Here is a 12754-nt window from a genome sequence, read left to right as displayed (position 1 = left end):
GTGCCTATCTCTCCACTGCATGTGCAGGCGAAGTCACCCTGCGCGGGCTACGCGCAATGGCGATTCCCGCAGCGACCACTGCGACGCCTGCATAGGTTGTCCAGTGGATCGCGTCCCCGAACATCAGTGCTGCCCATAGCAACGTCACTGGCGGCTCCAGATAGACCAGTGCCGAAACGCGAGTCGCCGACAGTTTCGTGAGCAGTATCCACAGGCTCAAGTAGGCGATGAACGTCGAGAACAAGGTCAGCCATGCAACAGCCGCCCAGACTTGCGTGCTGGCAGGCACCTCGATCAGGCCCAGCGGCAAGCCTGTGGCTGCCAGCAGTACCAACGTCGTGGTTGACTGCAAAAACAGCGGCATCAACAAGCCGTCCTTGCTGTGGTCGGTCGCCAGTACCGATTGCCGCCGCTGATAAAGGGTGGCAATGGACAACGTGACGGCGGCGATCAGCGGCAGAGCGTATAGCCAAAGCTCAAGCCGGGTCGTGGACAGGCTGTACTCTCCCAGCACGACCACACTTACGCCCGCGAACCCGACCCCAAGCCCCAGCCATTCCTGCCGGCCGCTGCGCTCATGCTGGTCCTTGCGGCTCATCGATGCCGTTATCAGTGGCTGCAGGGCGCAAATAATGGCAGCGATCCCGGCCGGTAGCCCACCTCGAATAGCGATGTAAACACTCACCAGGTAGGCGAACTGGGCCAAAAAGCCGATCACGGCGTTGTAGCGTATTTGTGCCCACGACAATGCCCCCAGTCGATGCTCGACAATGGGCAACAGGCAGATGCTGACCAGCAGAAAGCGCCAGAAGAGCAGGCTGATCGCACCCGCGTCCTCTGTACCCAGCCGGGCGCCAATGAAGCCCGAACTCCAGGACAGGACAAAAATGGCTTGCAGCAAAATGAGATACAACGCGCTACTTTGCATGTTCACACCTCTCCCCTCAAAGGTGATCGGTTCGATGCCCACGCACGCAAAGTGCCGGGCAGCCGACCGACACAAGGCCAATCGCAGCCCCAGCCAATTGGCGATGGTCGCGGGTATGCCGTCATCCAAGGCCACGCGCTACAAACGGCTGCGGTGGATGTACTGGGCATCATTTCAAGTGGCCTGAATACAAGCAGCCCCTCATTGCTTCATTCCCAACTCAGCATCATCCATCAGCGCCTTGGCCATCGCGCTCAGATAATGTGCGGCCCAAATCATCATCGGTTTCTCGTCCATCAGCCCGGTGACGGTCAATTCGCGCACATAGCCCATTAACTCCGAAGACTGCTCGCGAGCGTCCCTACACGGGATGCCCGCCTCAATGCGAAACAATGGATGGGTACCGTTTTCGCCTTGGTAAAAGGTAGTTTTGCCAACGGTGTACTGGGTATCTTCGATTGTCATTGTTCAATTCCCTCAGGATCTCAAACTGCCTGGCCTTCCCCTCCCCGGTTCTCCCGTGAAAGGGGCAGGCCAGACAACACATCATCCAAACGTCCGCGCAAAGTCCGAAGCTCAATTGACAGCTGCACTTGACTCAACGCCGACTCCAGCATTGCCCTATGCTCATCCGTATCATTCCATTGCATTTTCGGGAGGTAGGCGTGCTTTGACCTCACAGTAAGAGGGGGTATAAAGCCTGTACAGTTGAATAAATCGAAGCGCTGGTTCGATCCGGCTAAATCAGGTGGCGCAATGGGCAAAGGCCTCGACATCAACGTACTGAGAACCTTCCAGGCAGTAGCGCGGCTGGGCCGCTTCAAGGATGCAGCCGACTACGTCCACCGCAGCCCTTCGGCGGTAACCACACAAATCCAGAAGCTGGAAGAAAAGGTCGGGCAACAACTGTTTGCCCGCAGCAACCAATCGGTGGAGCTGACCCCGGCAGGCCGGCACTTGCTGGGCGAGGCAACACGTTTTCTGATGGCGCATGACAGGTTGCTGGCTACGCTGTCACCGCAGCAGATCACCGGAAAAGTGCGCCTGGGTGTGCCCGACGGCTATGCCGCCAACCTCATGAGCGACTTCTTGCCGGTGTTTGTTGCCAGTAACCCGAAACTGGAACTGGAGGCCGTGGCACGGTCCAGCGCCGAGCTCATCGACCTGTTTGCCCGACAGCGGCTGGACCTGGCAGTGGCGGTCAGCAGTGAAGACTGGCAGCAAGGTGAATGGATACGATCGACTCAGCCTCGCTGGGCCGCCGCCCCGGGGTTCAATCATGATGCCAGCCGCCCCTTGCCACTGGCTCTGCAGTTGAAAGGCTGCCCGTACAGAGAGGCGGCCTTGCAGGCACTGAAAGCTCAAGGCATCGCGTACCGCATCCTGCTGGAAAGCGCCAACTGGCATGCCGTGCTGGCCTGCATGAGGAGTGGCCTGGCCGTTGGCATCGTCGAAGGGCTGGATAACGCCGACCCATCGCTCACTTACGTGGAGGGCATGGGCTTGCCCGACCTCGCCGAGCATCACGTCTACCTGCTGACGGACACCTCTCACCATGTCGCGCTGCATTTGAACGGAATGTTGAAAGCCGCCATCCAGAAAGAAGGGGTGGCAACGCCCGACCATTTCCCGCCGCGCGTTATTTCCTGACCAGGAAAGTACCGGGCTGCCATAATGAGCTGGCATTGCTAGAGGGGTGGTTCTAGGGGGAGCCACCGTGTACACGGAGGCTTGTGCATGTTTGATTCCAGCGCCCTGCTGCGCCAGCGTTTTGCCGCGCTGCGCAGTACGGCCGAGTTGTTTTCCCTGCGCCATGTGAAACAGTCGCACCAGGCGCTATCGGTTCGCCGCAACGTTGCCGAACCTCCGTTCTTCAGCCAGGACGAAGGCGCCATGCTCACTGTGCGGGTCAACGGCGTGGAAGCTTACGCGGCCACCGCCGACCTGTCCCAGGCGGGCCTGCAACACGCGTTGGAGCAGGCCGAGGTCCTGGCCCGGCAGATCGCCCGGCACAGCTTGCTGGACCTGCGCGACCAACCCGTGACCAGCGCCCGTCACGATCATATTTCACCCAACTTCGACCAGCCCGTGCTGTCCCTCGCCGACTGCCTTGGCTTGCTCGCCGCCGAATCGGCCAGCGTGCCCAAGGACAGCCGCCTGGTGGACTGGCAGGCGAGCCTGGGCCTGACCCTGGTCGAGCAAACCTACCTGAACTCGGCCGGTGCCGAACTGCGCCACGCCCAGCGCTTCCTGTTCCCAGGCCTGGGTGTCACCGCCAGCGATGGCCAGGACAGCCAGAGCCGCAGCCTGGGCCGCGACAACTTCGGCCAGCAGGGCGGGTTCGAAATCATCGAGCGTTGCGGGCTGGTGGGCGCCGCCCGGCAAGTTGCCGACGAGGCACTGCAGTTGCTGCTGGCACCCAACACCCCCAGCGGCCCACGCGATCTGCTGCTGATGCCAGACCAGATGATGCTGCAGATTCACGAGTCCATCGGCCACCCGCTGGAAATGGACCGCATCCTCGGTGACGAGCGTAATTACGCTGGCACCAGCTTCGTCAAAGCCAGCGATTTCGGCCACCTGCAATACGGCTCCAGCCTGCTGAACGTGACGTTCGACCCGACCATCGGCGAAGAGCTGGCCAGCTACAGCTTCGATGACGACGGCACCCCGGCCAGCAAGCAGTTCCTGATCCGCGCCGGCCTGCTGTTGCGCCCGCTGGGCGGCGCATTGTCGCAATTCCGCTCTGGCCTGGACGGCGTGGCCAACAGCCGCGCCTGCGGGTGGAACCGTGCACCGATCGACCGCATGGCCAACCTGAACATCGAGCCGGGCGACCAAAGCCTGGAGCAACTGGTAAAGGGTATCGAGCACGGCATCCTGATGCGCACCAACCGCTCCTGGTCCATCGACGATGCACGCAACAAGTTCCAGTTCGGCTGCGAATGGGGCCAGCTGATCGAAAACGGTGAGCTCAAGGGCATCGTCAAGAACCCCAACTACCGCGGCATCTCCGCACAGTTCTGGCGCAACCTGGCGGCGGTTGGCGACCGCAGCACCTTCCAGGTACTCGGCACGCCCAACTGCGGCAAGGGCGAACCCAACCAGGTGGTGCGGGTCGGCCATGCATCGCCCGCCTGCGTATTCCGCCAGATTGATGTATTCGGAGGAGACGCCTGATGAAACATGCTTTCGAAACCCTGGTCGGGGATGTGCGCGCCGCCCTGCAAGCAGGCGAGCAGTTCACCCTCGGCTACAGCGCCGAACAGTCGCAATTCGTGCGTTTCAACCACGCCAAGGTGCGCCAGGCCGGCACTGTCAGCCAGGCCAGCGCGCAACTGCGGTTGGTCGGTGATGGTCGCCAGGCGGAACAGCAGGTGACCTTGAGTGGCGACGCGCAACTGGACCGCCAGCACCTTGGCGATGCGCTGGAGCAACTGCGCCAGACGTTGCCACTGTTGCCCGTTGACCCTTATCTGCGGCTAGACGAAAGTGCCTGGCAAAGCCACAGCCTGCAGGCGCAGCCCCTGCCCGAACTGGACGAAGTACTGGCCCTGCTCGACCGCGAAGCAGGCGAGCTGGACCTGGTCGGTATCTACGCTGCCGGCCCGATCTGCCGGGGCTTTGCCAGTTCGTTCGGTGCCTTTGGCTGGCACCAGGCCAACAGCTTCAACTTCGACTGGAGCCTGTTCCACAAAAACGGCCAGGCGGTGAAGGCCAACTATGCCGGCCAGGTGTGGAGCACGGATGACTTCATCGCACGTCTGCGCCAGGCGCGAGAACAGTTGGGCTTCCTCGGCCGCCCGGCAGTCACCCTCAAACCCGGCAGCTACCGCGCCTACCTGGCCCCGGCGGCCATGGACGAAATCGCCGGCATGCTGTGCTGGGGCGGTTTTTCCGCGCAGGCGCTGGCCACTGGCAACAGCGCCTTGCAGCGTTTGTACAACGGTGATGCCCGGCTGAGCCCGCTGGTGAGTTTCTCCGAGCAGGTTAGCGGGTCGCTGAGCCCGGCGTTTTCCGATGAGGGGGCACCGCGCCTGGATGTGCCGTTGATTCAGCAAGGAGAGGCGCAGCAGAGGTTGATCAGTGCACGCAGTGCAGCCGAGTTCGCGTTGCTGGCCAATGGTGCCGACAGTTACGAATCGCCGTGTGCGCTGAGCCTGGCGCCGGGTACTCTGGCCAGCGAGCATGTGCTTGAGCGGCTGGGTACCGGGCTGTACATCAGTAACCTGTGGTACCTGAACTACTCTGATCTGCCGGCGGCGCGCATGACGGGGTTGACCCGATTCGCTACCTTCTGGGTGGAAAACGGGCAGATTCAGGGGCCCGTGAGCACCATGCGCTTCGATGACAGCCTGTACAGTTTGCTTGGCAGCCAGCTGGAGGACCTGACCCGCGAGCGCGAGATGATCCTGTCGACCAGCACCTATGGACAGCGCAGTACCGGGTCGAGTCATTTGCCGGGGGCACTGGTCAAAGGTCTCACACTGACATTGTGACTGGATTTGCTGGCCCTTTCGCGGCTAAAGCAGCTCCTACAGGGATCGCATAACCCTTGTGGGAGCGGCTTTAGCCGCGAAGAGGCCGGCACTGACAAACGAGGAAGTCATGCCCGATCGAGCACCGCTAGACCCCGTCACCGCCCGCTGGATCCCTTGGGTGGTGGCCATCGCCTTCTTCATGCAGTCCCTGGACGGCACCATCCTCAACACCGCACTGCCGGCCATGGCCCGCTCGCTGGCCGAAGACCCGCTGCGCATGCAGGGCGTGATCATCGCCTACATGCTCACCGTAGCCCTGCTGATCCCCGCCTCGGGCTGGATCGCCGACCGTTTCGGCACCAAGCGCATCTTCTTCAGTGCCATCCTGCTGTTCAGCTTCGGCTCGCTGCTGTGTGCCGCTGCCAACAGCCTGGGCTTTTTGATCTTCGCCCGGGTCGTGCAGGGCCTGGGCGGTGCGCTGATGCTGCCGGTCGGGCGCCTGGTGGTGCTGCGCGCCTATCCACGCAGCGAGTTGGTGCGAATCATGAGTTTCATCACCATCCCCGGCCTGCTCGGCCCATTGCTAGGCCCGACGGTCGGCGGCTGGCTGGTGGAGATCCTCAGCTGGCACTGGATCTTCCTGCTCAATCTGCCCGTCGGCCTGATCGGTTGCTTTGCCGTATGGAAGTTCATACCAGACCTGCGCGGTGCCGAGCGCACCACGTTCGACGGCCCCGGTTTCCTGCTGTTTGGTGCCGCGATGGTACTGATCACCATCGCCATGGAAGGCCTGGGCGAGCTGCACCTGCCGCACTTGCGGGTGATGTTGCTGCTGTTCGCCGGCATGGCGTGCCTGGCCGCCTACTGGCTGCGTGCCGGGCGCGACCCGGAGCCTTTGTTCTCGCCCAGCCTGTTCCGCGTGCGCACCTTCGCCATCGGCATCCTCGGCAACCTGTTCGCCCGCTTGGGCAGTGGCGCCCTACCGTTCCTGGTGCCGTTGCTGCTGCAGGTCGCGCTGGGCTACTCACCGGCCCAGGCCGGCATGAGCATGATCCCGCTGGCGGCAGCGGCCATGCTGGCCAAGTCCGTTGCCCGCCCGCTGATCGAGCGCTTCGGTTACCGTATCATCCTCACCGGCAACACCCTGCTGCTGGGCCTGCTGCTGGCCAGCCTGGGGCTGGTCGACGAGCAGACGCCCTACGCGGTGCTACTGATTCAGTTGGGCTTGCTGGGGGCGGTCAACTCGATGCAGTTCACCGCGATGAACACCGTGACCCTGATCGACCTGGACGACGCCAGCGCCAGCAGCGGCAACAGCCTACTATCGGTGGTCGCGCAACTGGCCCTGAGCCTGGGCGTGGCCTGTGCCGGTGCCTTGCTGGGCGGCTTTACCGCAGCGGGCAGCGCCGAAGGCGTGGAGTCCACCTTGGGCGCCTTCCAGCTGACCTTCGTCACCATCGGCGTGATGGCCATGCTGGCGGCAGCGATCTTCCTGCAACTGGCGCCCACGGACGGAAGGCGTGCCCGTCGTCCGGAAGAACACATGGAGTCGTAGGGCGAATGGCCATGAGGCTGGTAGACTGTGCGGCATTTTTCGCTTCGCACCGCAGGCCAGCCTCGTGACCACCGAATCCACCGCCTTTGCCACTCTGCCGTTGTCCGCCGCCATGCTGGCGAATCTGGACGCCCTCGGCTATGCCTCGATGACGCCGATCCAGGCCCAGAGCCTGCCGGTCATCCTCAAGGGCCAGGACCTGATCGCCCAGGCCAAGACCGGCAGCGGCAAGACCGCCGCCTTCGGCATCGGCCTGCTGAACCCGATCAACCCGCGCTACTTCGGCTGCCAGGCGCTGGTGCTGTGCCCTACCCGCGAACTCGCCGACCAGGTGGCCAAGGAGCTGCGCCGTCTGGCCCGCGCCGAGGACAACATCAAGATCCTCACCCTGTGCGGCGGCGTTTCGCTGGGCCCGCAAATCGCCTCGCTGGAGCACGGTGCGCACATCATCGTCGGCACCCCGGGGCGTATCCAGCAACACCTGGACAAGGGCACCCTGGTACTCGATGGCCTGAACACGCTGGTACTGGACGAAGCCGACCGCATGCTCGACATGGGCTTCTTCGACGCCATCGCCAGCATCATCGGCAAGACCCCGTCGCGCCGCCAGACCCTGCTGTTCTCGGCCACCTACCCGGCCGGTATCAAGCAACTGGCCGCCGACTTCATGCGCAACCCGCAGCAAGTGAAGGTCGAAAGCCTGCACACCGACAACCAGATCGAACAGCGCTTCATCGAGATCGACCCGCAGCAGCGCCTGGAGGCCGTCACCCGCGTGCTCGGCCACTACCGCCCGCAGTCCTGCGTGGCGTTCTGCTTCACCAAGCAGCAATGCGAGGACGTGGTTGCCCACCTGACCGCCAAGGGCATCGTCGCCCAGGCGCTGCACGGCGACCTGGAGCAGCGCGACCGCGACCAGGTGCTGACCATGTTCGCCAACCGCAGCAGCTCGGTGCTGGTGGCTACCGACGTGGCTGCGCGCGGCCTGGATATCGATGGCCTGGACATGGTCATCAACGTGGAACTGGCGCGTGATGCCGAAATCCACGTACACCGTGTGGGCCGTACTGGCCGTGCGGGTGAGAAAGGTGTTGCAGTCAGCCTGGTGGCACCAGCCGAAGGCCACCGCGCCCAGGCCATCGAGGCGCTACAGAAGAGCCCGCTGCGCTGGGACCAGCTGGACAGCCTGAAGAACAAGGGCGGCGAGCCGCTGCTGCCGGTGATGAGCACCCTGTGCATTGCAGCCGGGCGCAAGGACAAGCTGCGCCCGGGCGATATTCTCGGGGCACTGACCGGTGATGCCGGCATCCCGGGCAAGCAGGTGGGCAAGATTGCCATCTTCGACTTCCAGGCGTTCGTTGCCGTGGAGCGGGCGCTGGCCAAGCAGGCCATGCAGCGGCTGAACAGCGGCAAGATCAAAGGGCGTTCACTGAAAGTCCGCATCATCTGATGATTTTTTTGGGGCCGCCTTGCGGCCCTTTCGCGGCACAAGGCCGCTCCTGCAAGCGATCGCGTATCTCCTGTAGGAGCGGCCTTGTGCCGCGAAAGGGCTGCCAAGCAGCCCCGGCAATTCCCAAGAGGTAACACCGTGCATTCCACCGACGTCATCATCCTCGGCGCCGGCGCCGCCGGCCTGATGTGCGCCCAGCTCAGCGCTCGCCGTGGCCGCCGGGTGCTGCTGCTCGACCACGCAAACAAGCCCGGCAAGAAGATCCTCATGTCTGGCGGCGGGCGCTGCAACTTCACCAACATGTACACCGAGCCGGCCAACTTCCTGTCGCAGAACGCGCATTTCTGCAAGTCGGCCCTGGCCCGCTACACCCAATGGGACTTCATCGAACTGGTGTGCAAGCACGGCGTGGCGTACCACGAGAAAAAGCTCGGCCAGCTGTTCTGCGACAACAAGGCCAGCGACATCCTCGACATGCTGCTGGTCGAGTGCGACGAGGCTGGCGCCGAAATCCGCATGCATACCAGCATCGAACAGATCGAAAAGACCGAAACCGGCTACCTGCTGCAGACCAGCGGTGGCCAGTTCGCCTGCCAGTCACTGGTGATTGCCACCGGCGGCCTGTCGATCCCGACCCTGGGTGCCACCGGTTTCGGCTACCAGGTGGCGCGCCAGTTTGGCCACACCCTGCTGCCGACCCGCGCCGGGCTGGTGCCGTTCACCATCACCGAGCCCCAACTCAAGGCACTGTGCACCGAGTTGTCCGGCACCTCGCTGGACTGCACCGCCAGTTGCAATGGCACCAGCTTCCGCGAAAACCTGCTGTTTACCCACCGTGGCCTGAGCGGCCCGGCGATCTTGCAGATTTCTTCGTTCTGGGAAGCCGGTGACACGGTGGAGATCAACCTGCTGCCCGACCGCGATGCGCTCACCTGGCTGCAACAGATGCAAACCGAGCGCGCCAACGCCGAACTGAAGACCGTGCTGGGCGAGGTGTTCACCCGCAAGCTGGCCAACCTGCTGGCCGAGCAGTGGTTCGAGTCCAGGCCGATGAAGCAGTACACCCCGGCAGAGCTGGCACAGATCGCCGAAAAGCTGGCGAACTGGCAAGTGGTACCGGCCGGCACCGAAGGCTACCGCACCGCCGAAGTCACCCTGGGCGGCGTGGATACGCGCGAAGTGTCGTCCAAGACCATGGAATCGCTCAAAAGCCCGGGCCTGTACTTCATCGGCGAAGTGCTCGACGTCACCGGCCACCTGGGCGGTTTCAACTTCCAGTGGGCCTGGGCGTCGGCCAACGCCGCAGCGCAGTTCGTGTAGAGTAGAATCCATTCAGCAGCACGGAACGCTTCTTGCTGGCCCGTGCTGCAATGCATTCTTCGCTTACTGCCTAGCAGGCCATCATGTCATCGAGCTCGTTCCGTCAGTCACTGCGTCGCCTGTGGGGCCAAGACAAGTTCAGCTACAGCATCCGGGTCACCATCGCCCTCACCGGCAGCCTGGCCCTGTGCTGGTACCAGAACGAGATGGCCCTGCTGATCCCCCTGTTCCTCGGCATCATCGCCAGTGCCCTGGCCGAAACCGACGACAGCTGGCAGGGCCGTCTCAGCGCCCTTGCCGTTACCCTCGTGTGTTTTGCCATCGCCGCGCTGGCGGTGGAGCTACTGTTCCCCTACCCCTGGGTTTTCGTTGTTGCCTTGGCCTTGGCCGCATTCGGCCTGACCATGCTCGGTGCACTGGGCGAACGCTACGGTGCCATCGCTTCAGCGACCTTGATCACAGCGGTTTACACCATGATCGGCGTTGACCAGCGCGGTGGCCAGGTGACGGACTTCTGGCACGAGCCTTTGCTGCTGGTGACGGGGGCGGCCTGGTACGGGCTGCTGTCGGTGCTATGGCAGGCACTGTTCTCCAACCAGCCGGTGCAGCAAAGCCTGGCCAAGCTGTTCTACGAGCTGGGCAGCTACCTCAAGCTCAAGGCCAGCCTGTTCGAGCCGGTACGCACCCTCGATGTCGAGGCCCGCCGCCTTGAGCTGGCGCAGCAAAACGGCAAGGTGGTGGCGGCGCTCAACGCAGCCAAGGAAATCATCCTGCACCGGGTCGGCAACAGCCAGCCGAACTCCAAAGTCAGCCGCTACCTCAAGCTGTATTTCCTGGCCCAGGACATCCACGAGCGGGTCAGTGCCTCGCACTACCCCTATAACGCCCTGACCGACGCGTTCTTCCACAGTGATGTGATGTTTCGCTGCCAGCGCCTGCTGCGCAAGCAGGGTTCGTCCTGCCAGGAGCTGGCGCGCTCCATCCGCCTGCGCCAGCCATTCGTGCTGGCCAGCGGTTATCCCGAAGCCCTCGAAGACCTCAACGCTTCGCTAGAACACCTGCGCATCCAGAGCAACCCGGCCTGGCGTGGCCTGTTGCGTTCGCTGCGGGCACTGGCCGCCAACCTGGCAACACTGGACCGCCTGCTAAGCGCCGCCAGCAACCCGGACAGCCTGGCCGACGCCAGCGACAGCAGCCTGCTCGACCGCTCCCCACGCTCGCTTAAAGACGTGTGGACACGCCTGCGCACCCAGCTGACGCCGACCTCGCTGTTGTTCCGTCATGCCCTGCGCCTGCCGCTGGCGCTGTCGATCGGCTACGGCATGGTGCACCTGATCCACCCCACCCAAGGCTACTGGATCATCCTGACCACGTTGTTCGTGTGCCAGCCCAACTACGGCGCAACCCGGCGCAAGCTGGTACAGCGAATCTTCGGCACCGCCGTCGGCCTGACAGTGGGCTGGGCGTTGTTCGACCTGTTCCCCAACCCGGTCATCCAGTCGCTGTTCGCCGTGGTCGCCGGGGTGGTGTTCTTCGTCAACCGCACCACCCGCTACACCCTGGCCACGGCGGCGATCACCCTGATGGTACTGTTCTGCTTCAACCAGATCGGCGATGGCTATGGGCTGTTCCTGCCGCGCCTGTTCGATACCCTGGTGGGCAGCCTGATCGCCATCCTGGCGGTGTTCCTGTTCCTGCCGGACTGGCAAGGGCGGCGGCTGAACAAGGCACTGGCCAATACCCTGGCCTGCGCCAGCGTATACCTGCGCCAGATCATGCAGCAGTATGCCCACGGCAAGCGCGACGACCTGGCCTACCGCCTGGCCCGGCGCAATGCCCACAACGCCGACGCGGCGCTGTCCACCACCTTGGCCAACATGCTGATGGAGCCTGGGCATTTCCGTAAGGAAGCGGATGTGGGCTTCCGTTTCCTGGTGCTGTCGCACACCCTGCTCAGCTACCTCTCCGGGCTGGGTGCACACCGCGACACAGCGTTGCCGGCGGAGGTCCAGGAGCAACTGATCGAAGGCGCCGGGCAAAGCCTGGCCAACAGCCTGGACGAAATAGCCAATGGGCTGGCGGCGCGGTTACCGGTGGCGATTCACAGTGATGAAGAAGAGGCGCTGGCCAATGCCCTTGAGCAGATGCCGGAAGAGCTGGATGAGCATCAGCGGCTGGTGCAGACACAGTTGGCGCTGATTTGCCGGCAGCTGGGGCCATTGCGGACCTTGGCGGCGCATTTGATCAAGGAGGGTGCGCCTGCCTGAGAGCAGGCACAACCCTCAGAAACCATGCTGGCGCAGCAACCGCGCGTAACTGCCATCCGCCTTCATTGCCGCAATCGCCTGCTCGAACCCCTCGACAATCCGCGCATGCCCCGGGTGCTTCAGGCTAACCAGAATATGCAGGGTGTTCTCCCCCAACGGCGGCTCCACCAGCATCACCCCATCGCGCACTTCCTGCGGCTCACGCTGCAAGTTGTAACGTGCCACATACTCATCCTCCACCGCCAGGTTCACCCGCCCGGCCGCCAGCATGCGCACGGCCGACGAAAAGTTGCGCACCGGCACCTTGTTCAACCGGGTATCGCCGTCAAACTCAGGTGAGTAGGCGTAATCACGCACCACAGCAATGCTGTAGGGGTACAAGTCCGACGGGTGCTGATAGCGCAATGGCTCGCCCGTGCGTTGCAGCAGGCGAATACGGTTAGTCAGGTAAGCGCTGGAGAACTGCCCGATACGGGCACGCGCGTCGTTCTGCCAGGCATTGATCAGCACGTCGTAACGCCCTTCACTCACCCCCAGCAACGCCCGGGCCCAAGGCGCTTCTTCAAACGTTGTGGCATAGCCCGCGCGGGCCAGCGCCGAGGTGACAATGCTGGTGGCCAAGCCCCCGCCCGGCATGCTGGTATCGGTGAACGGCGGCCAGCTGTCGGCCACCAGGCGCAGTTTGTCCTGGGGTGCGACGGGTGTTGCCAGCATCATTGCCAGTAATCCCAGAACACAAAGCAGTGGCCGCAT

10 protein-coding genes are annotated in these 12754 nt (G+C 63.4%); 7 read left to right on the top strand and 3 right to left on the bottom strand.

The window, feature by feature from the left end:
* Window positions 1–4 precede the first annotated feature (4 nt).
* Both FHW75_RS02840 and FHW75_RS02835 read right to left on the bottom strand, forming a co-directional pair.
* On the bottom strand, window positions 5–928 hold the full coding sequence (locus tag FHW75_RS02840; RefSeq protein WP_183673203.1) for a DMT family transporter: 924 nt from the start codon (window positions 926–928) through the stop codon (window positions 5–7).
* A gap of 201 nt (window positions 929–1129) precedes the next feature.
* A complete protein-coding gene (locus tag FHW75_RS02835; RefSeq protein ID WP_183673107.1) occupies window positions 1130–1393 on the bottom strand; it encodes a DUF3077 domain-containing protein in 264 nt (87 codons plus the stop codon).
* A 291-nt stretch (window positions 1394–1684) separates the two neighbouring features.
* On the opposite strand from FHW75_RS02835, the gene FHW75_RS02830 reads away from it, so the two are divergent.
* From FHW75_RS02830 to yccS, 7 genes are all read left to right on the top strand, one after another.
* Complete coding sequence (locus FHW75_RS02830; protein WP_016712371.1) at window positions 1685–2578, top strand: LysR family transcriptional regulator; 894 nt, start codon at window positions 1685–1687, stop codon at window positions 2576–2578.
* Window positions 2579–2665: 87 nt separating this feature from the next.
* The gene (locus FHW75_RS02825; RefSeq protein WP_025752389.1) at window positions 2666–4108 is read left to right on the top strand and encodes a TldD/PmbA family protein; all 1443 of its coding nucleotides are present in this window, start codon (window positions 2666–2668) and stop codon (window positions 4106–4108) included.
* On the top strand, window positions 4108–5427 hold the full coding sequence (locus FHW75_RS02820; RefSeq protein WP_183673105.1) for a TldD/PmbA family protein: 1320 nt from the start codon (window positions 4108–4110) through the stop codon (window positions 5425–5427). The genes FHW75_RS02825 and FHW75_RS02820 overlap by 1 nt, the downstream gene beginning before the upstream one ends.
* A gap of 109 nt (window positions 5428–5536) precedes the next feature.
* Complete coding sequence (gene mdtD / locus FHW75_RS02815) at window positions 5537–6964, top strand: multidrug transporter subunit MdtD (RefSeq protein ID WP_019097669.1); 1428 nt, start codon at window positions 5537–5539, stop codon at window positions 6962–6964.
* A gap of 112 nt (window positions 6965–7076) precedes the next feature.
* The gene (dbpA, locus tag FHW75_RS02810; RefSeq protein ID WP_232238295.1) at window positions 7077–8414 is read left to right on the top strand and encodes an ATP-dependent RNA helicase DbpA; all 1338 of its coding nucleotides are present in this window, start codon (window positions 7077–7079) and stop codon (window positions 8412–8414) included.
* 138 nt (window positions 8415–8552) lie between these two features.
* The gene (locus FHW75_RS02805) at window positions 8553–9734 is read left to right on the top strand and encodes an NAD(P)/FAD-dependent oxidoreductase (protein WP_183673103.1); all 1182 of its coding nucleotides are present in this window, start codon (window positions 8553–8555) and stop codon (window positions 9732–9734) included.
* Window positions 9735–9817: 83 nt separating this feature from the next.
* A complete protein-coding gene (gene yccS, locus FHW75_RS02800) occupies window positions 9818–12001 on the top strand; it encodes a YccS family putative transporter (protein WP_019097667.1) in 2184 nt (727 codons plus the stop codon).
* 15 nt (window positions 12002–12016) lie between these two features.
* Here the strand turns inward: yccS and FHW75_RS02795 are convergent, their stop codons facing one another.
* Complete coding sequence (locus tag FHW75_RS02795) at window positions 12017–12754, bottom strand: ABC transporter substrate-binding protein (protein ID WP_019097666.1); 738 nt, start codon at window positions 12752–12754, stop codon at window positions 12017–12019.

Origin of the sequence: Pseudomonas sp. OG7, assembly GCF_014192825.1 — a bacterium.
Taxonomy (GTDB): Bacteria; Pseudomonadota; Gammaproteobacteria; order Pseudomonadales; family Pseudomonadaceae; genus Aquipseudomonas; species Aquipseudomonas monteilii.
The sequence above is the reverse complement of the archived record's forward strand: the minus strand, read 5'-3'. Positions and strand labels throughout refer to the sequence as shown.

Coding starts and splice junctions, on each gene's coding strand:
- FHW75_RS02835 (WP_183673107.1), bottom strand. CDS start 1,393: ATGACAATCGAAGATACCCAGTACACCGTTGGCAAAACTACCTTTTAC.
- dbpA (WP_232238295.1), top strand. CDS start 7,077: ATGCTGGCGAATCTGGACGCCCTCGGCTATGCCTCGATGACGCCGATC.
- FHW75_RS02830 (WP_016712371.1), top strand. CDS start 1,685: ATGGGCAAAGGCCTCGACATCAACGTACTGAGAACCTTCCAGGCAGTA.
- yccS (WP_019097667.1), top strand. CDS start 9,818: ATGTCATCGAGCTCGTTCCGTCAGTCACTGCGTCGCCTGTGGGGCCAA.
- FHW75_RS02840 (WP_183673203.1), bottom strand. CDS start 928: ATGCAAAGTAGCGCGTTGTATCTCATTTTGCTGCAAGCCATTTTTGTC.
- FHW75_RS02825 (WP_025752389.1), top strand. CDS start 2,666: ATGTTTGATTCCAGCGCCCTGCTGCGCCAGCGTTTTGCCGCGCTGCGC.
- mdtD (WP_019097669.1), top strand. CDS start 5,537: ATGCCCGATCGAGCACCGCTAGACCCCGTCACCGCCCGCTGGATCCCT.
- FHW75_RS02820 (WP_183673105.1), top strand. CDS start 4,108: ATGAAACATGCTTTCGAAACCCTGGTCGGGGATGTGCGCGCCGCCCTG.
- FHW75_RS02795 (WP_019097666.1), bottom strand. CDS start 12,754: ATGCGGCCACTGCTTTGTGTTCTGGGATTACTGGCAATGATGCTGGCA.